The organism is Aliarcobacter vitoriensis, from assembly GCF_048320235.1.
GTDB lineage: Bacteria > Campylobacterota > Campylobacteria > Campylobacterales > Arcobacteraceae > Aliarcobacter > Aliarcobacter vitoriensis.
Window position 1 is genome coordinate 1,168,514 of sequence record NZ_CP182882.1, and the last position, 19,634, is coordinate 1,188,147.

Here is a 19,634-nt window from a genome sequence, read left to right on the forward strand (position 1 = left end):
GCAAAAAATATTTGTTATAAAGATTTTATAATTTAACTACAATTGTTTCATAAGGATTATATAAAACATTTGCACCTTTTTGTATTTTAACATTTCTTCTTTGTGTAAAATCTACTTCATAGCTTCCGCCAAAATCAACACTAAACTTTGCACACAATATTGCAGCCTTTTCTATAATAGATTTTGGTATATCTTTTTTACTATTTTGAACTATTACATGACAAGATGGTCTATCTTTTAGATGAAACCAAAAATCACTTGCCTTTGAATTTTCAAGTAAATATATATTTTCTCGTTCATTTGAGCCTAAAAGTATTTTGTATCCTTCAAAAAAGAAACTTTCATAATTTTTCTCTTTCTTTGTTTTTGTTTGATTTTTATCTTTTTTTGGATATAAAAATTCACACTCTTCAATAGAATTTGCATTTTGAATATTTAATTTCAACTTCTTTAAATACTCTAATTTCTCTTTTATATTATCTTCTTCTATACAGATATTTTGTGCTTTTTGTTTTACTCTTCTTGCTTTTTTAAATAAATCATTTGTATATTTTGCAGGATTTTGCATATTTTGTAAATCTATTTTAATACTTTTCCCATCATAATCTTCAATTTCTAAATATTTTTGATATGAAACAATATTATGTAAATTTGCCAAAATAAGATTTGATTTTATATAAAGTTCATTTGATTCTATTTCTAACTCCTCTTTTTTCGGTAAATCTTTTAAAATATTTTCTAACTTTTTTATATTTTTATCTATTATTTGAATTTTTTGCTTTTTAACAACTTGTAAATTATCTTTTTCTTTTTCTTCATAAATTTTATGTAAATACTCTTCAATATCTTCAATCTTTTCAATTTTAGGTATAAAATCTTTTTTAGGTATCTCGTCAAGTTTTACACCTACTTTTACAACTCTAAATGATGAATATTCATCAATATGCCTTAAAGCTTCCAAAATGAATCTATTTTCATCTAAAATGATAATATTAGTATATTTTCCAGTAAATTCAAGTTGTAAGATTGTAAATTGCTTTTTATATGAAGATGAAGATGAAACTTTAATACTTATGATTTTATCATCATTGTGTAGTTTAATCTCTTCTATTTTTGCATTGGTAAATCGTTTTTGTAAAACTACATCAAAAGGAGCATTAAAATCTTTTTTAGATGAAATAATATTTTTCGATTTAAAAATTGTTGCATTCGACTTGGATAAATCAAAATATATAATATTTTTATTATTAAATTCTATTATGATAATATTATTATCAATTCGTCTTATATGCTTTACAAGTTGGGCTTTATCTTGTAAGTATTCAATTAAGCTTTTAAGTATAAAATATTTCATTTTTTCTCTTTATTTTTTATTTTTTACTATATTATTTCAGATAATTTTTATATCTAGTAGTTATAATTGTATCGAAAATAAATTTAGGAGTACAATATGAAATTATTGAAAGTATTAGTAGCAAGTAGTTTATTGTTAGGGATATCTACAACTTCATTATTTGCAGATGCTGCAAAAGGACAAAAGGCTTTTATAAAATTTTTAAAAGAACCTTGTGGAATGGATGGAGCAAAATTTGCAGTAAAACATACTCAAGAAGAGTGGAGACAAATAAAATCTGATGGTAAATTTGAAGATGAAATCAAACGAATATGTCCAAAATATGAAATTGGAAGTATAAAAACAAATTTATTAGAGAACATTATAGACTTTTCTATAGAATTTGCAAAAGATTCAGGAAATGTACCTTCTTGTTAATTTATAAAAGGTCAAATGACCTTTTATAAAGATATTTTTTCATACTTATATATTATTTTTTCAGCTAAATCTATCATTTTTATATTTATACTTCTATACTCTATATCTTTTAATTTTATTAAAAATTTATCATATATTTTTGAATACGGATATAACGTAAAATATATATACTCTTTACTATTACTCTCTTTATTTAGTTCTTTAAACCAAAGTGCTAGAAATGAAAAATAGAGCATAGAAGGATTAAATTCTTCATTTTCTTTTAAATTTTTACTTAATTCTTTACTCAAAAAATTATAGCATTTCAAAATAGCTCTTATTTTAAAATTTTTTTGATTATTTATATAATATTGTGCTTCACATGTAAGATTTGATAATTGTGTAAACATATCTTCATTTATTTTTTTAAACTCTTCATATAGTATTTTATCAACATTTAAAGCTGATTCAATACCTTTATAAGAGTTTATTAAATCTTTACAAAACAGTAATAAAGCTTCTGTTTTTATTTTTGAAATATTTAAAATCATTCCAAATTGTAACTTATTTTTACTAAATTAGAGTAATATTTTAAATAAATTAAGTGATTTTGAGATAGAATATTCGCAACTTTAAACAAAATTTAAAAAAGGAAATTATTGGAACCTATTGGAGTATTAAAAGATGGTCAAATATATGACCTTCAAACTGCAGAGGCTTTAAATATTAGTGGAAATACAATTAAAGCCGATGATTCAAAAGAATCTTTAGAGATATTAAGACACTCAACAGCTCACTTGATGGCACAAGCTATAAAAGAACTTTACCCTGAAGCAAAATTTTTTGTTGGTCCTGTTGTAACTGAAGGATTTTATTACGATTTCAAAGTAAATAGCAAAATTTCAGATGAAGATTTAAGTAAAATTGAAAAGAAGATGAAAGAACTTGCGGATAGAAAACTTCCTATAACTAGACATGAAACATCAAGAGAAGAGTTTTATGAAGAGTTTAAAAATGATGAACTAAAACAAGCTGTTTTAAAAAACATTAAAGATGAAGTTATAACAGTTTATAAGCAAGGTGATTTTAAAGATTTATGCCGTGGTCCTCACTTACCAAATACAAGAATGATTAGAAGTTTTAAACTTACAAGAGTAGCAGGAGCTTATCTTGGTGGTGATGAAAAAAATGAGATGATAACTAGAATTTATGGAATTTCATTTTTTGATAAAAAAGCTTTAAATGATTATGTAACAATGATTGAAGAAGCGAAAAAAAGAGACCATAGAAAACTAGGAACAGAACTAGAACTATTTACATTTAATGACGATGTAGGAGCAGGTCTTCCTATGTGGTTACCAAATGGGGCTAGACTAAGAAGTAAATTAGAACATATTTTATATAAGGCACATAGAATAAGAGGTTATGAGCCTGTTCGCGGTCCCGAGATTTTAAAATCAGAAATGTGGAAAATATCTGGTCACTACGCAAACTATAAAGAAAATATGTATTTTACAACTATTGATGAACAAGAATATGGTATAAAACCTATGAACTGTGTTGGGCATATTCAGATATTTAAAAATAGTCTTGTTTCATATAAAGAGTTACCAAAAAAACTTTTTGAATACGGTGTTGTTCACAGACACGAAATGAGTGGAGCAATGCATGGATTATTTAGAGTAAGAGAGTTTACTCAAGATGATTCACATATTTTTTGTACACAAAATCAAATAAAAGAAGTTATTTTTGAAGTTTTAGAATTTGTTGATAGTTTATTAAAATTATTTGATTTTAAATATGAGATTGAAGTATCTACAAAGCCAGAAAAAGCTATTGGAGATGATACATTTTGGGAAAAATCAACAAAAGGTATTATGGATGCACTTGATGAAAAAAATATCCAATATGGTATAGATGAGGGTGGTGGAGCTTTTTATGGACCAAAAATAGATATAAAAATTCTTGATGCTATTGGAAGAAAGTGGCAATGTGGAACAGTTCAAGTTGATATGAATTTACCATCAAGATTTAATGTCGAATTCATAAATGATAAAGGTGAAAAAGAGCAACCTGTTATGATTCATAGAGCTATACTTGGTTCTTTTGAAAGATTTATAGGTATTTTAACAGAGCACTGTGCTGGAGAGTTTCCATTTGCTATTGCTCCAACACAAGTTATTTTTGTTCCTATTGCTGAACCACATGTGGCTTATGCAAAAGAGTTACAAAAAGAACTTTTAGAAAATAGTATAGATTCTGAAATCTTTGATATGAATGAGAGTTTAAATAAAAGAATTAGAATGGCGGAAAAACAAAGAGTTCCAATGATAGTTGTAATTGGAGATGATGAAGTAGCAAACCAAACTATTGCTTTAAGAGATAGAAGAAAAAGAGAGCAATCTAATTTAAGCAAAGTGGAGTTTATAGAACTTTTAAATGAAATAATAAAGGGGAGTAGAATTTGAGTAAAGACAAAAGAAAAGATGATGTAATTATGAATGAAATGATTACAGCTAAAGAAGTTAGGTGTACAAGTGATGATGGAACAAATCATGGAATAATATCAACACATGAAGCATTAGCAATAGCTGAAGAAGCTGGACTTGATTTAGTTTTAATAGCTCCAGATGGAAAACCACCAGTTGCTAAAATCATGGATTATGGTAAATTTAGATACCAACAAGAAAAAAAGAAAAAAGAAGCAAAGAAAAATCAGAAAGTTATTGTTATAAAAGAGATAAAACTATCTGTTAAAATTGCTGAAAATGATGTTAGTTATAAAGTTAAACACGCAAGAGAATTCTTAGAAGAAGGAAACCATGTGAAGTTTAGAGTTTTCCTAAAAGGAAGAGAAATGGCAAATCCTGAAGCTGGTGTTGAAGTTTTAAATAAAATTTGGACTATGGTTGAAGATATTGCAATTATGGATAAAGAACCAAAACTTGAAGGAAGATATGTAAATCTTCTTGTTACACCTAAAAAAGATTAATCTACTCAAAAGAAGGGATTTACTTCTCTTCTTCCAAAAATAAAAGACTATTTAATTCATTACTAAACTTTTTTTCAGTATAATCCAAAACTTTTTCATAAAATTAATGAAAATGCAAATTTATTTGAAAGGATTTCTTTATGCCAAAAATGAAAAGCATTAAAGGTGCGGTTAAAAGATTTAAAGTAAAGAAAAATGGAACTATCAAAAGAGGTTCTGCTTTTAGAAGCCACATTTTAACTAAAAAAACGCAAAAAAGAAAAAGAAACTTGAGAGGACCACAAACTGTACATAGTACAAATGTAAATGGTATTCTTTCATCATTGTGTAAAGCGTAATTACTTAAAAAATTAATAAGTAATTTTGTCCCTCCATTTTAAAATGGAAAAGTTCAGCAAAGCTGACACCTTATTAAAAATAACGGTAAAGAAAGGAAAAATATGCCTAGAGTAAAAACTGGTGTTGTAAGAAGAAGAAGACACAAAAAACTATTAAAATTAGCAAGAGGTTTTTATAGCGGAAGAAGAAAACACTTCAGAAAAGCTAAAGAACAATTAGAAAGAAGCCTTGTTTATGCTTACAGAGATAGAAGACAGAAAAAAAGAGATATCAGAAAACTATGGATCATAAGAATCAATGCAGCTTGTAGATTAAATGATATTAACTATTCAAGATTTATAAATGGATTAAGACTAGCTAATATTGAACTTGATAGAAAAATCTTAGCTGATTTAGCTATGAATGATTCGGCTGCATTTGCATCTTTAGTAGTTACTGCTAAAGCAGCACTTAAATAATAAATTTGCGAATAATAAAAAAGGGAAGAGTTAAATCTTCCCTTTTTTTATAGATTTTTTTTATTACTCTCTATTGTTTTACTCTTAACTTCATCTTTTCCAATAAACTCTTTCTCATTAGTATCACTTACTATTAATTTTGCAATTTCATCTGTTACTATTGCAATATCATGTGTTTGACTTGCTACCATTGCATTTTGTTGTGTTTGTTGATCTAGCTGATTTACTGCATCATTTATTTGTTCTATTCCAAGTAGTTGTTCATTTGAAGCATTTTGTATATCTGAAATAAGATTCATAGTTTGTGATATATTTGAATTTAAATCTTTATATCCTTCTATCATATTATTTGCTATATCTTTACCTTCATTTGCTTTTAATGTTGCTAATTCAACTATATCTTTTATCTCTTTTGCCGCTTCTGCACTTCTTGAAGCTAAATTTCTTACTTCTTGTGCAACTACAGCGAACCCTTTTCCAGCTTCTCCTGCTGTTGCTGCTTCAACTGCTGCATTTAATGAAAGAATATTTGTCTGGAATGCTATTTGATCTATTACACTAATTGCTTCATTTATTGCTGTAACTTGAGCATTTATTTCATCCATTGATACATTTGTTTGATTTGCTAGATTTTCACCTTGTGAAGCTGATTGTGTTACATTCTTTGAAAAACTTGCCATTTGAGCTATACTATTTGTATTATTTCTTATATTTGAAGTTATCTCTTCAAGTGCTGCTGCTGTCTCTTCCAAAGAAGCTGCTGCTTCATTTGAACTTAGGTTTAATTTATCTACATTTCCTAATAGTACATTTGAACTTTTATCTAATGTTAATCCATTTGATTTATTTTCAACTAACATTTGAGTTATTGAATCTCCAAGATGATTTACTCCACTTGCAAGTTTTAATAAATGTTCTTTTAAACCTTTTTCATTAATTTTATTTAAATAATTATAGTTTGAATATTGTTCTAATACTTTTAATACATTATCTATATTATTCTCTAAATTATAAGCCATATTATTCAAAACTTCTTTTAATTGCATCAAAGCTGGATTTGAAACTTCTATATTTAATCTTTGACATAAATCACCTTGTTCAAATTCACTTAAAACAGATATAGTTTCATCTATTAGTTTTCTATCTTCTTCTATTCCTGCTTTTGTTTTTATAATATTCTCATTTACTACTTTTGCCATCTGTCCAAATTCATCTTTTGAACTATCTTCTAAAAGTTCTGTTGTATTTGATTCTCTATTTAAGTATGCAAAAAATCCTAGTAATCCTAATTTAAAACTGTCTAAAGACTTAGAAATCTGTTTTATTATAACAACACTAACAGTAAATCCAATCAACACTCCAATTACTAGTAAAACTATTCCTTCAAACAAAGAATCTTTCGACAACGCTATTATTTCATTTACATTTGATTTTAAATTATTTTCTACTTTCTGTATTTCTTTTTCTATCTCATTTTCAAAATGATGTAAATGCTCTGAATAAGCTTCAATTGATTGCTCTAGTATTATATTTTTATTTTCAGTAACTATAAATTTGTTTGCTATATTCTCACCTTCAGTAAATAAATTTTTAGCCAATAATTCTAGATTTTTTATATTTTTTAATTCATTACTATTATTTTTAAATAGTTCTTGTATAACACTCATTTCTATAGAAGCTTTATTAAAATACTCTTTTGCTTCACCTATTTTATCGAAGTTATTTTCAATAATTGCATTTGATATTGATAGTTGCATATCTAAAATATATTTTTCAAATTTAGATAAATGAATTATTTCTGGAACAACAGTATTCTCAATATATTCACTATCATTAATTATCAATGAAAATGATTTACCAGAAATAAATCCATATATCATAAATAATATCATTATACTAGATGACAACCCAATAATTTTTTGCTTTGTATTTAAATTTTTTAACATTCTTCACTCCTTGGTTGATTTCTTTCAATTATTATTCTTATTTTATTTAGCTGGTTTAAGATATCTTTTAATACTTGTTTTTTAGATATATCTTTACAATCATATTTTTGTAATGAATACTCGTCTTCAACGTAACTCAATAACTGGTAAATTAAAAAATTAAGTTCAATATCTTTTTCTTTTGTCATATTTAATCCTTAAAAAAGATAATCTTATCTTATCTTATCTTGCAATTAAAAACCCATTTAATTTTGATTAAATTTATAAAGTAATAGTTTGATATTTATTTGAAATTGTAGATTTTAATAAATCTTCCTCTTTGATATTTTAAAATACAAAGAGAAAGATATATAAGAAGTGGATTAGTTTATTTTATTCTAAAGGCTCATTTACATCAATTTTGCATTTATTACCTTCACAAATAATATTTGCATCAAAGTAAAAAATTTCTGATAAATCAACTTTATCTTTTTGTAATTTCATATATGCTTCCAATGATCTAGCACCAGCACTACAATGAAAAATAATAGTTTTATCTTTTGGTAACTTTTCAAGTATCTCTTTTGCACTCAATTTATCAGTTTCAATATTTATACTACCTTCAATATTTCCTTTTTCAAAATCCTTTTTAGAAAGTACATTTACAATTTGAATATAAGAAGGAACTTTATTTTCTAAAATTAATGATTTCAACCACTCTCCATCAACAGTTCCTTCATCACTTCCTAATTTTGCACCATTTTTACTAAACTCTTTTTTGGCTTCTTTTGGTTTATCTTCTGATTTTTTGCCACCTATTGTTGTAGGAAGTCCAGCTTTTTTCCACTCTGGAACTCCCCCAGCATATACAGAAACATTTTTATAACCTAATTCAAGAAGTTTATTTGCTACAATATTTGATTTTTCACAAGAATAACCAGAACAAAAAGTTACGATTTTTTCATCTTTGTTTATAGGAAATCTACCTATTAACTTATCAAGTTCAGTATCAGGGATAGAAATACTTCCTAAAATAGTTTCTTGCATAAATTTTGCATTTGGTCTTGCATCTACAAGTAAAGCACTATTGTTTTCTTGATAAGATTTAATAACTACTGTACCAACTTCTAAATAGCTTTTTGTTGCCCACTGCGGTTCTCCAGCACTATAAACTTTTACTTTTTTATGACCTTTTTTCTTTAAAAGATTTGCAACAATTGGACTTTTTTCACATCCATATCCGCCACAATAAACAATTAATTCTTTATCTTTAGATACATCTATAAGTTGTTTATATCCATCTTCAAAAGTTCCATCTGTAATGTTTAAACTAGAAGGAATCGTACCTCTTACATATTTTGTCTCTGGTCTTGCATCAATTAAAATAGCTTCTGTTGAACCTCTATGTCCAATACCAATTTTTTTCTTAACATATTCAAAATCAACTTGTTCTAATTTGTATTTATTTATCAATTCCAAAACTGCTGGAGTTGGTTTTGTTAAATTTGGTATCTCACTTGCAAATAATCCACCAAAACCTAAAATTGATACTACAACTAAACTACTAACTATTTTTTTCATTTTGTTCTCCCTATATTTTAAGCTCTACCGCTTAGCATTCCATACATTGTCATTGGTTTTAATATATAAACTTTTAATATCCACCAAATCCATCTCTCTTGTGTAGGATCAAGTGGTATAATAGGAGTTGGTTTTGATGTCCAATCAAACTCTGCAAGCATAACTTTTCCAATATCAGTTAAAACTGGGCAAACTGTGTAGCCATCAAATCTAGCTGTTAACTCTTTACCTTCCATAACTGATATTAGATTTTCAACTAAAACTTTATATTGTTTTCTTACCGTTCCCCCTGTTTTCCCTAGTGGTACAGCTGCAATATCCCCTAATGCAAAAATATTTTTATATTTTACATGTTGCAATGTTTCTTTATGAACAGGAATCCAACCTTTTTCTGAACCAATTTCAGATTTTCCTATTTCATCTGGAGCTTTTTGTGGAGGAGTAATATGTAAGAAATCAAAAGGAACTTCAATATTTTGGCTTTTTTTAACAATATCATACTCTTCTAAATCTTTATCATAAGCACCTTGTTCTTCCCAAAATTTATTAAAAACAGCAACTTTTTTTGCAATATCAACCTCAACTAAATTATGTTGAAAATTCCACTTCATATCTCTTGCAATAAACTGCTTTTCAATAGCATCAGCAAATTCCTTAACACTAAATAGCTTATCATTATTATCATACAATGTTAATTCAGCATTCGCTCTTGCTTTTGCTTCATTTAATCTTGCATTTGTAAGATACATAACTTTTTTAGGAGCTCCTCCACATTTTATAGGAGTATTTGGTGCAGTAAATACACCTTTTACCTTTTGCCCATCTTTTGCTTTTTGAATAAACTTTTGAGTTTGCTCCCACATATGTGCTGAACTATCAATATTATAAACAGATGTTACTCCACTATCACCAAAAACTTTTAAAATTTTTGAAGCATCTCCAGCACTATAAGCATCTCCTATCTCTTCTAATCCTTTAATTGCAGCAAAATCAAGAGTAACTCCTGCTGCTACAATTAAAAAATCATAAGATAATACATCCCCAGATGCCAATGTTACTTTATTTGCTTCAGGATTAAAATCAACAGCTTTATCTTTTATGAAAGTAACACCATTTGGTAAATAATCTTTTGTTTCAAAAAGTAATTCATCTTTTGATTTATAAATTCCAGATGCTACAAGAGTAGTCCCTGGTTGGTAAGATACTGATTTAGGATTTGGTTCAACAATTGTAATGTCAGGATCTGATAATGTATTAACCAATCTCGCAGCTGTTGAAATACCAGCTAATCCACCACCAATAATAAGGATTTTCCCTTTTGCTTCACTAGCTTTTGCAGCTGTTGATGCACTAGCTTTAGTTCCACCAGTTAAAAGTGCTGCACTTCCAAGACCTGCTAATTTAAAAGCTTCTCTTCTTGAGATTCCAGATTTTTTTAATTCACTATCTATAATCTCAAATGCTTTTCTTAACTCATCTTTATTCATTATTTTTTCCTTAAAATAAATATATAATATACTAGCAAAATAATTATAATAATACACTTACTTTATATAAGTTTGTATTCTCAAATATATATCATTTTATCTTATAATTTGTAGTGATTTATAATAATCTTCTTGTGAGTTTATATTTAAGAATTCATCTTCATGTTGAAAGTCTAAAATACTATGTTTAGAATTTTTAACTAAATAATTTATTTTATGAATATCATCTTTTATCATATTTTTAATTCTATTTAAAATATTTTTTGAAAATACTCCACATAAATTATGTGTTTTTAAAGGTGTTTGAGCAATGGTTATATCAAAATCTAAACTCTTACTTATTAGTTCTTTTATTGTTTCAATTTTTACAAAAGGTGTGTCCACTGCGATAATAAAAACTTTTTCATCTTCTATTGTTTCTAAAATAGTTTGTAAAGCTAAAATTGGCGAGAAAATCTCTTTATTTTTATCTAGGATCAGATTATTAGAATTTAGAAAATTAAATTTATTGCTTTTTGAAGAGATATAAATATCTTTAAAATAAGGTTTTAATCTTTCAAATTGATATTCTATCAAAGAGTTTGAAGAGCTAAAGGGAAGAAGAGATTTATCTTCTCCCATTCGTGAACTTTTACCTCCACTTAAAATAACACAAGGTATTTCAAATGGAATCAAAGACATTATAAACTTCTTGGGTCTGTAATATATCCACTAATAGCACTTGCAGCTGCAACAGCACTATTTGCTAAATAGATTTTTGAACTTCTACTTCCCATTCTTCCAACAAAGTTTCTATTTGTTGTAGAGATACATACTTCGTTATCTCCTAAAATCCCCATATATCCACCAAGACATGCTCCACATGTAGGATTTGATACAACCGCTCCTGCATCAACTAAAGTATCAATATATCCTAGTTTTGTAGCTTCTCTTAATATTTTTTGAGTTCCTGGAGTTAAAATAAGTCTCACGTGCCTTGCTACTTTTTTATCTTTTAAAATTTCAGCTGCAACTTTAAAATCACTTAATCTTCCATTTGTACATGAACCTATAAATACTTGATCAACTTTGATATCATCTTTAACAGCTTGAGATACACTATGTCCATTTGATGGTAAATATGGATATGCAATAACTGGTTCTAGTTTTTCTACATCGATAACAATCTCTTGACAATAAACAGCATCTTCATCACTATAATGAATTTTAGGCTCTGCTCTTAAACTATCCCTACTATCTAAAAACTCTTTTGTAATCTCATCATAAGCAACAATTCCATTTTTAGCACCTGCTTCAATAGCCATATTACATAAACTAAATCTATCATCCATTGATAAATATTTTATTGTATCTCCTGTAAATTCTAAAGCTTTATATAAAGCTCCATCAACTCCAAGTATTCTAATAATTTCTAAAATTAAATCTTTTCCAGTTACATATTTAGATGGACGACCATTAAATACTACTTTTATAGATTCTGGAACTTTAAACCAATTCCCACCAGTAATCATTCCAAAAGAGATATCTGTTGAACCCATACCAGTTGAAAATGCTCCTAAAGCTCCGTGTGTACATGTATGACTATCTGCACCAATAATAACATCACCAGGAATCACTAAACCTTTTTCAGGTAAAAGTGCATGTTCTATTCCCATATCTTTTTCATCAAAAAAGTTTTTTAAATTGTGTTTTAATGCAAAATCTCTACTAATTTTTGCTTGATTTGCTGAAGCTATATCTTTTGCTGGAATAAAGTGGTCTAAAACTATTGCAAAACCATCTGGATTTGCTAGTTTTTCAAAACCACCCTCTTCAAATGCACGAATAGAAATAGGAGTTGTAATATCATTTCCAATTACCATATCAATTGGACTTCTTACAATTTCTCCTGCATAAACTTTTTTTCCAACATGTTCACTAAAAATTTTTTCTGTAATTGTTTGACCCATATTTTTTCCTAAACTGTTTAATTTTGAGAATTTTGGCAAAATTATAACCAAAAAACTCTTTTAAGCTACAAAGAGCTTTTCTCTTTTAAATTTTTTTCTCTTCTATTGTTTCGTATTTGAATAAAGATTATAATAGCAACTGAAACATTTATCATAACATCTGCAAAGTTGAAAATTGCAAACTCAAATCCATAATGCCAATAAAAATAATCGACAACTGCACCATAAGTAAATCTATCCAAAATATTTGACAATCCACCAGCATATAAAAGCCCTATTGCAATATAATATTCTTTAAATAAATATATATTTTTATATAAATATATACTTCCTAAAACTACTATAAAAAGCTGGATATATTTTAAATACTCATCTAAAAAAGAGAACATTGAAAAAGCAACTCCATAGTTGTAAGCAAGTTTCAAGCTCATAACACTTCCATTTGCATCCCAACCAAGATTTGCAAAACCAAACTTTACAACTTGGTCTATGATAAAAATAGCTATAAAAATAGCAACTGCTAATTTAAACTCTCTTTTCATAAAGCTTTTTTAAAAAAAGAGATTAAAGTTTCCATTCCAGTTTCTACATCTTTTTTGTTTTTTCCTTCAAGTAGAAGTCTGATTTTATTCTCTGTTCCAGAATATCTTATCAAATCTCTCATTCCTTTTTCTCTTAAAGGTTTTAAAATTTCATCTAAACCCTTTATATCTTTTAATGGTATTTTTTCATTAACTTTCATATTATGTAAAATCTGTGGATACAGAGTAAAAGGATTTAAAACTTCACTTGCTTTTTTCTTACTTCTAATCATCATCGCCAACACTTGCAATGCCGAAGCTAAACCATCTCCAGTTTTTGCAGCATCAGAAAAAATAATATGTCCACTTTGTTCTCCACCAAAATTTATACCTTGTTCTTTCATGAGTTCAAGAACGTATTTATCTCCAACATCACTTCTTAAAAGTTTAATTTGATGATTCGCTAGATAGTCTTCTAAGGCTTTATTTGACATAACTGTAGCTACACAAGCATCACCTTTTAATAGATTTTCTTGTTTTAAGTATATTGTCAATGCTCCTAAAAGTTTATCCCCATCAACTATCTCACCTTTTTCATCAATAACAACCAATCTATCTGCATCACCATCAAGAGCCAATCCAATATCTGCTCGATACTCTCTTACAAGTTTTGCTACATTTTCTGGGTGCATTGCTCCACAATTATCGTTTATATTAAATCCATTTGGCTTATTGTTTATAGTTATAACATCTGCACCCAATTCTTCTAAAATTGTAGGAGCAACTTTATACGCAGCACCATTTGCACAATCAAGAATTATTCTTAAACCTTTTAGAGTTAAATCTTTTGGAAACGATGACTTAATAACAACAATATATCTTCCAATAACATCATCTATTCTTTTTGATGAACCAATATCCATACCAGTTACTTGTTCACTTTGGAGTAAATCATGATTGAAAAATATTTTTTCAATCTCTTTTTCATCTTCAACACTTAGTTTATTTCCATGATTATCAAAAAACTTTATTCCATTATCTTCAAAAGGATTGTGTGAAGCACTTATCATAATTCCAGCATCACATCTCATACTTTCTGTTAAATATGCTATTGCAGGAGTTGGCATAGGTCCTATTTGGATAACATCATATCCAACAGATGTAAGACCACTAACAAGTGCATTTTCTATCATATATCCACTTCTTCTTGTATCTTTTCCAACTAAAATTTTATTTGTTGTTGAGTGTTTTCTAAAATGAACACCAGCAGCTTGTGCAAGTTTTATTACAGTAAAAGCATCTAAAAATGCTCCAGCCTTTCCTCTAACTCCATCTGTTCCAAATAGTTTCATTAAATCTTCCTAAAATTAAACTCTGTTTAAGTTATTTTGGATAGTATTCTATCCTTTAAAATTTTATAAAGAGGTTAAAAAAATGGCAAATCACAAATCTTCTGAAAAGAGAGCTAGACAAACTTTAGTTAAGACTGAAAGAAATAGATTCTATAAAACTAGAATTAAAAATATAACTAAAGATGTAGTTGCTGCAGTTGAATCTGGAGACAAAACAAAAGCTACTGAAGCAATGAAAGTTGCAAACAAATATTTCCACCACTGCGTTTCTAAAGGTATTTTACCGAAAGGTACAGCAGCTAGAAAAGTAAGTAGATTACAATTAAAAGTAAATGCTATATAAGTAATTTATGTTAAAAAATAGACTCCAACCATTTATTACTAGATATGAGGAAATCACTCAATTATTGATGAGTCCTGATATCACAAGTGATATAAAAAGAATGACATCCTTGTCAAAAGAACAATCAAGTATAGAAGCAATAGTAAATAAAGCTAAAGAGTATATAAAAGTTCTTGATGATATTGAAGAAAACAAACTTATCCTTGATGATGCTGAACTTGGCGAATTAGCAAAAGAAGAATTAAAAGAATTAGAAACTTCAAAACCAATTTTGGAAGAAGAGATAAAAGTTTTGATGATTCCAAAAGATCCAAATGATGATAGAAATATTTACTTGGAGCTAAGAGCTGGAACAGGCGGAGATGAAGCTGCACTATTTGTAGGTGATTTATTCCGTGGTTATTTAAGATATGCTGAAAATAATGGTTGGAAAGTAGAGATTATGAGTTCAAGTGATAGTGAAGCAGGTGGTTACAAAGAGATAGTAATCTTGGTAAAAGGTGACCATGTGTATTCTAAACTAAAATTTGAAGGTGGAACTCATAGAGTTCAAAGAGTTCCAGCAACAGAATCTCAAGGTAGAGTTCATACATCAGCTATTACAGTTGCAGTTATGCCTGAAGTTGATGATGTTGAAGTCGAAATAAACGAAAATGATTTAAAAATTGATGTTATGAGAGCTAGTGGGAATGGTGGTCAATCTGTAAATACTACAGACTCGGCTGTAAGAATCACACATATTCCTTCTGGTATTGTTGTAACAAATCAAGATCAAAAATCTCAACATAAAAACAAAGAGCGAGCTATGAAAGTTCTAAAAGCGAAACTTTTTGAGATTGAGATGGAAAAAAAGATGGAAGCTGAGGGTGCAAACCGAAAAGAGCAAGTAGGTACTGGTGATAGAAGTGGAAGAATAAGAACTTATAACTTCCCACAAAATCGTATCAGTGATCATAGAATAAATTTGACTCTTTACAGACTTGAAAACATCTTAAATGATGGGTTGTTTGATGAAGTAATTGATCCTCTTATTGCTGATCATCAATCTCGACTTATCGAAGCAAATGGGCTATAAAAAGCCTTTTTTGTTTTTCTTTTTTAAATACTAATAACAAAATAAAAATACTTTTATAATTTTTAAAAATCAATCTTATCTTTACCAATATTTTTATTCTTACTTAGATTTATTGTTTTTGTTTTAAATAAAATAATACAAATCATACCAAGTTTTCGTTACAGTTTTATATTAAAATGATAATTGATTTATTATAATACATAAACACACAAGGAAAAAATATGGAAATAAATCAAACTACAAATATATATCAAACACAAAGTGTAAAAAATTTAAGTACAGCTTATTATAAGGAACTTGAAAAAATAGATTATAGTAACTATTCAGCAAATGATTTACTAAATATTTCTTTTGAAGAGGCAAAAACTCATCAAGAAGAGTTTGATAAAAGATATAAAGAACTATCAGATAATGGAGATATAAAAGCTTCCCAATATAGTAAGTTTTTACACTTAAAAGGTGCATTAAATTATAGTGAAAATAGTAGTATCAATAAAGCATATTATGAAACTTTACAAAATACAGATCCAGAAAAAACTGGACTTTTATCTTTTGAATTTCAAATGAATTTACAAGAGTTTTCTAACAATGAAGATATAAATGCAAGTTTTATGAAAAATGGCAGATCTTCAAATGATAATTATGTGATAAATCATAAAAATGAGTTAAATAATATAGATTTTGTTGCTTTTATAGATAAAGCCATAGCTAATTTTGAAAAAGCTTTAATAAATTCAAAATCTTCAAATGCAGATAAAAAAGTACAAGAGCAATATCAAAATATATCTGATTTTTATAAAAATTTTCAAGAGAACTTTAATAAAGCGACTAAAGAACCATATTATGCATAATATTAAATGTCCTTATTGGAGATACATATAAATAAGTATCTCTAAAGTAGTTATTATAAAAAACTATCCTTTTCAAGTTTAAATTTATACAAAAGTAACCAAACTGTAATCAAGGCTTATTAGAATTCTTCCGTAAATAAAATTTATCGGAGAAAAAATGAATTTAAAAAAATCATCTGTGGCATTGATAGCAAGTGCCTTATTAGTATCAAGTTTAAGTGCAAGAGACCAGATTAAAATTGTTGGTTCATCAACAGTTTATCCTTTTTCATCTTCAGTTGCTGAAGAATTTGGAGCAACAACATCTTATCCAACTCCTGTTGTTGAATCAACTGGAACAGGTGGAGGAATAAAACTATTTTGTGCTAGTGCTGATATAAATACACCAGATATTGCAAATGCTTCAAGAAAAATAAAAGCAAATGAATTAAAAATGTGTCAAGACAATGGTGTTACTGATGTAACTGAAGCTTTAATTGGATTTGATGGTATTGCAATAGCACAAAGTTCAAAAGTACAAAGTTTTAATGTAACAAAAGAACAATTAGCTTTAGCAGTTGCAAAAGAAGTTCCTTCAAAAGATGGTAAATCTTTAATAGCAAATCCATACAAAAAATGGTCAGATATTAGTAGTAACTTACCAAATAGAGAAATTATAGTTTATGGTCCACCAAAATCATCTGGAACGAGAGATTCTTTTGAAGAGTTAGTATTACAAAGTATATTTGAAAAACAATCAGTTTATACAGATTTATTTAAAGCTGATGAAAAAGCAAATAAAAAATATAAAGCTTATTCAGAAATCAGAACAGATGGGGCTTATGTAGAGTCTGGTGAAAATGATAACTTAATAGTTCAAAGACTTACAAAAAATGAAGCAGCAATTGGTATTTTTGGTTACTCTTTCTTAGCTGAAAATAAAGATAAAGTTATTGGTCTTAGTATAGACAATGTTGCACCAACAGTTGATACTATTGCAAATGCTTCTTATCCTGTTGCTCGTTCAATGTATTTTTATATCAAAAATCAACACTCAAAAGATGTTCCATCTTTAAAAGAGTTTACAAAACTTTTCGTATCTGAAAAAATGATTGGAAAAGATGGAATTTTAACTGAAATTGGACTTATTCCATTGACTGATGATGTTAGAACAAAAGCTAGAGCAAAAGTTCTAAATAGTGAAAAACTAACAGAAGCTGATTTAAAACACTAATAAGAAGTAGATAAACTCTACTTCTTAACCTCTTTTTAAAATATCATATAGGAAAACTATGCCAAATTGGACTGAAATAATATCAAAGCTTGATTATGCTTTTCAACCAATAATCTACTCTCACAGTGGGAAAATTTATGCAGTTGAGGCACTTTTAAGAAATGTTCAAGATATACCAAATCTCACAAATATTGATGACTTATTTGATTTAGCTTTCAACAATGACTATTTATATGAACTCGATTTAGAATTAAGAGAAAAAGCTATAAGTAAATTTGCAAAAATAAATTATTCAAATTTAAAACTATTTTACAATTTAGATAATAGGATTATTTACAATAAAAGCTATTCATCAGGAAATACAGAAAAGATATTAAAAAAATACAACCTAAACAAAGAAAGAATATGTTTTGAACTAAGTGAAAAAGGTACAGCAATAGAGCAAAATGCTTTATCTTCAATGCTTGAAAAATATAAACAAAGTGGTTACTCAATTGCAATAGATGATTTTGGAATAGGTGTTTCGGGATTAAAACTTTTATATTTTAGTGAAGCAAATATCATAAAACTTGATAGATTTTTTATTTCAAATATAGACCAAGATTCAAAGAAAAAACTATTTTGTTCCTCTATTATTGATATGGCACATATTATGGGGATACAAGTAATTGCCGAAGGAGTAGAAACTATCAAAGAATTTTATACTTGTAAAGATATAGGAGCAGATTTTATACAAGGGTATTTAGTTCAAAAACCTACAAAAAATATAAATGAAATTGAAATTTTATATAACAATATAGTAGATTTAATAGCAAAAGATAAAAGAAATGATACAAATAGGACTATTGATAGTAAATTTATAGAAGAGATTACTCCATTAGATGTTAATACCTCTTTGTATGATTTGTTTTTACACTTCAAAAAAAACACTCAACATAACTTTGTTCCTATTGTAGATGAGTTTGGATATTTGTTAGGAATAATTTATGAAAGTGATATTAAAAAAATATCTTACTCTCAGTATGGTCTATCATTAGCACAAAATAAAACATTTTCATCTACTTTATTAAAATATATCAAACCTGCATTAAGTGTAGAAATATCATGGGGAATTGATAAAATTCTTGAAATGTATAATCTAAACTTCAATGATTCTTTAGGTATATTTATCACTAGTTCGGATAAATACAAAGGTTTTATAAATCTGAACTCTCTTTTAACTTTATCGTATAAAAGAAATATAGAAATAGCAACAAATCAAAACCCACTTACAAAACTTCCAGGAAATAGTCAAATAGAAAAATATATTGATACATCATTTAAAAATTCTCAATTCAATACTACTTATATCATATATTTTGATTTCAATGATTTTAAACCATTTAATGATATTTATGGTTTTAGACAAGGTGACCGTGCTATTTTAATATTTTCTGAACTACTACAAAAAAGATATCAAAAAAATAGTTTTATAGCTCATATTGGTGGTGATGATTTTTTTGTAGGATTAATAGACTACAACTACAAAGATGTTTTTGAACTAACTTCAAATATACAAGATGAATTTAAAAATAGTGTAAAAAACTTATACTCAAAAGAGGATAAACAAAACAATTTTATAGTAGGAAAAGATAGATTTGGTACTACTAGAAAGTTTGATTTACTATCTGTTTCTTGTGCTATTTTGGAGATAAATTCTCAATCAGATATTTTGAACTTTGACAACACTTTAAATATTGTAAAAAAAGCCTCTAAAAACTCAAAAGAACCTATTTTTAAAATTATATAAATGTAACTC

Annotated in this window: 20 protein-coding genes; 10 read left to right on the top strand and 10 right to left on the bottom strand. The window is 27.4% G+C overall.

Annotated elements, in window-relative coordinates:
• Positions 1-25: 25 nt before the first annotated feature.
• Complete coding sequence (locus tag ACNSOS_RS05885) at positions 26-1,354, bottom strand: NFACT RNA binding domain-containing protein (RefSeq protein WP_418186294.1); 1,329 nt, start codon at positions 1,352-1,354, stop codon at positions 26-28.
• Between the two features lie 96 nt (positions 1,355-1,450).
• Here ACNSOS_RS05885 and ACNSOS_RS05890 point away from each other — a divergent pair, with 96 nt between their 5' ends.
• Positions 1,451-1,771 (top strand): cytochrome C, encoded by a 321-nt coding sequence (locus ACNSOS_RS05890; RefSeq protein ID WP_418186295.1) that lies wholly within the window; start codon positions 1,451-1,453, stop codon positions 1,769-1,771.
• Positions 1,772-1,794: 23 nt separating this feature from the next.
• On the opposite strand, the gene ACNSOS_RS05895 is transcribed toward ACNSOS_RS05890, so the two are convergent.
• Complete coding sequence (locus ACNSOS_RS05895) at positions 1,795-2,301, bottom strand: hypothetical protein (protein WP_418186296.1); 507 nt, start codon at positions 2,299-2,301, stop codon at positions 1,795-1,797.
• Positions 2,302-2,409: 108 nt separating this feature from the next.
• On the opposite strand from ACNSOS_RS05895, the gene thrS reads away from it, so the two are divergent.
• From thrS to rplT, 4 genes are all read left to right on the top strand, one after another.
• Entirely contained in the window at positions 2,410-4,218 is a 1,809-nt protein-coding gene (gene thrS / locus ACNSOS_RS05900; RefSeq protein ID WP_418186297.1) for a threonine--tRNA ligase, read from the top strand.
• A 29-nt stretch (positions 4,219-4,247) separates the two neighbouring features.
• The gene (gene infC / locus ACNSOS_RS05905; RefSeq protein ID WP_222718469.1) at positions 4,248-4,742 is read left to right on the top strand and encodes a translation initiation factor IF-3; all 495 of its coding nucleotides are present in this window, start codon (positions 4,248-4,250) and stop codon (positions 4,740-4,742) included.
• 140 nt (positions 4,743-4,882) lie between these two features.
• A complete protein-coding gene (gene rpmI, locus ACNSOS_RS05910; RefSeq protein WP_026802990.1) occupies positions 4,883-5,080 on the top strand; it encodes a 50S ribosomal protein L35 in 198 nt (65 codons plus the stop codon).
• 102 nt (positions 5,081-5,182) lie between these two features.
• Complete coding sequence (rplT, locus tag ACNSOS_RS05915; RefSeq protein WP_113895365.1) at positions 5,183-5,539, top strand: 50S ribosomal protein L20; 357 nt, start codon at positions 5,183-5,185, stop codon at positions 5,537-5,539.
• 47 nt (positions 5,540-5,586) lie between these two features.
• Here the strand turns inward: rplT and ACNSOS_RS05920 are convergent, their stop codons facing one another.
• From ACNSOS_RS05920 to glmM, 8 genes are all read right to left on the bottom strand, one after another.
• Entirely contained in the window at positions 5,587-7,485 is a 1,899-nt protein-coding gene (locus tag ACNSOS_RS05920; protein ID WP_418186298.1) for a methyl-accepting chemotaxis protein, read from the bottom strand.
• Positions 7,479-7,673, bottom strand: a complete 195-nt coding sequence (locus ACNSOS_RS05925; RefSeq protein WP_418186299.1) for a hypothetical protein — start codon at positions 7,671-7,673, stop codon at positions 7,479-7,481. Before ACNSOS_RS05925 ends, ACNSOS_RS05920 begins: the two co-directional genes overlap by 7 nt.
• A gap of 184 nt (positions 7,674-7,857) precedes the next feature.
• Positions 7,858-9,045, bottom strand: coding sequence for a rhodanese-like domain-containing protein (locus tag ACNSOS_RS05930; RefSeq protein WP_418186300.1), 1,188 nt, complete (start codon positions 9,043-9,045; stop codon positions 7,858-7,860).
• A 17-nt stretch (positions 9,046-9,062) separates the two neighbouring features.
• A complete protein-coding gene (locus tag ACNSOS_RS05935; RefSeq protein ID WP_418184562.1) occupies positions 9,063-10,532 on the bottom strand; it encodes an NAD(P)/FAD-dependent oxidoreductase in 1,470 nt (489 codons plus the stop codon).
• 96 nt (positions 10,533-10,628) lie between these two features.
• A complete protein-coding gene (gene mobA, locus ACNSOS_RS05940; RefSeq protein ID WP_418184563.1) occupies positions 10,629-11,213 on the bottom strand; it encodes a molybdenum cofactor guanylyltransferase MobA in 585 nt (194 codons plus the stop codon).
• Entirely contained in the window at positions 11,213-12,481 is a 1,269-nt protein-coding gene (leuC, locus tag ACNSOS_RS05945) for a 3-isopropylmalate dehydratase large subunit (protein WP_113909387.1), read from the bottom strand. The genes mobA and leuC overlap by 1 nt, the downstream gene beginning before the upstream one ends.
• Positions 12,482-12,546: 65 nt before the next feature.
• Positions 12,547-13,023 (bottom strand): signal peptidase II, encoded by a 477-nt coding sequence (lspA, locus tag ACNSOS_RS05950; protein ID WP_113894782.1) that lies wholly within the window; start codon positions 13,021-13,023, stop codon positions 12,547-12,549.
• Complete coding sequence (gene glmM / locus ACNSOS_RS05955) at positions 13,020-14,354, bottom strand: phosphoglucosamine mutase (protein ID WP_113894783.1); 1,335 nt, start codon at positions 14,352-14,354, stop codon at positions 13,020-13,022. Before glmM ends, lspA begins: the two co-directional genes overlap by 4 nt.
• Positions 14,355-14,436: 82 nt before the next feature.
• Between glmM and rpsT the strand changes: the two genes are divergently transcribed.
• From rpsT to ACNSOS_RS05980, 5 genes are all read left to right on the top strand, one after another.
• Positions 14,437-14,697, top strand: a complete 261-nt coding sequence (gene rpsT, locus ACNSOS_RS05960; protein WP_113894784.1) for a 30S ribosomal protein S20 — start codon at positions 14,437-14,439, stop codon at positions 14,695-14,697.
• Between the two features lie 7 nt (positions 14,698-14,704).
• The gene (gene prfA / locus ACNSOS_RS05965; protein ID WP_113894785.1) at positions 14,705-15,772 is read left to right on the top strand and encodes a peptide chain release factor 1; all 1,068 of its coding nucleotides are present in this window, start codon (positions 14,705-14,707) and stop codon (positions 15,770-15,772) included.
• A 221-nt stretch (positions 15,773-15,993) separates the two neighbouring features.
• Complete coding sequence (locus tag ACNSOS_RS05970) at positions 15,994-16,623, top strand: hypothetical protein (RefSeq protein WP_418184564.1); 630 nt, start codon at positions 15,994-15,996, stop codon at positions 16,621-16,623.
• A 157-nt stretch (positions 16,624-16,780) separates the two neighbouring features.
• Positions 16,781-17,836 (top strand): substrate-binding domain-containing protein, encoded by a 1,056-nt coding sequence (locus ACNSOS_RS05975; RefSeq protein WP_113894787.1) that lies wholly within the window; start codon positions 16,781-16,783, stop codon positions 17,834-17,836.
• 58 nt (positions 17,837-17,894) lie between these two features.
• Positions 17,895-19,625 (top strand): GGDEF domain-containing protein, encoded by a 1,731-nt coding sequence (locus ACNSOS_RS05980; protein WP_418184565.1) that lies wholly within the window; start codon positions 17,895-17,897, stop codon positions 19,623-19,625.
• Positions 19,626-19,634: the final 9 nt, after the last annotated feature.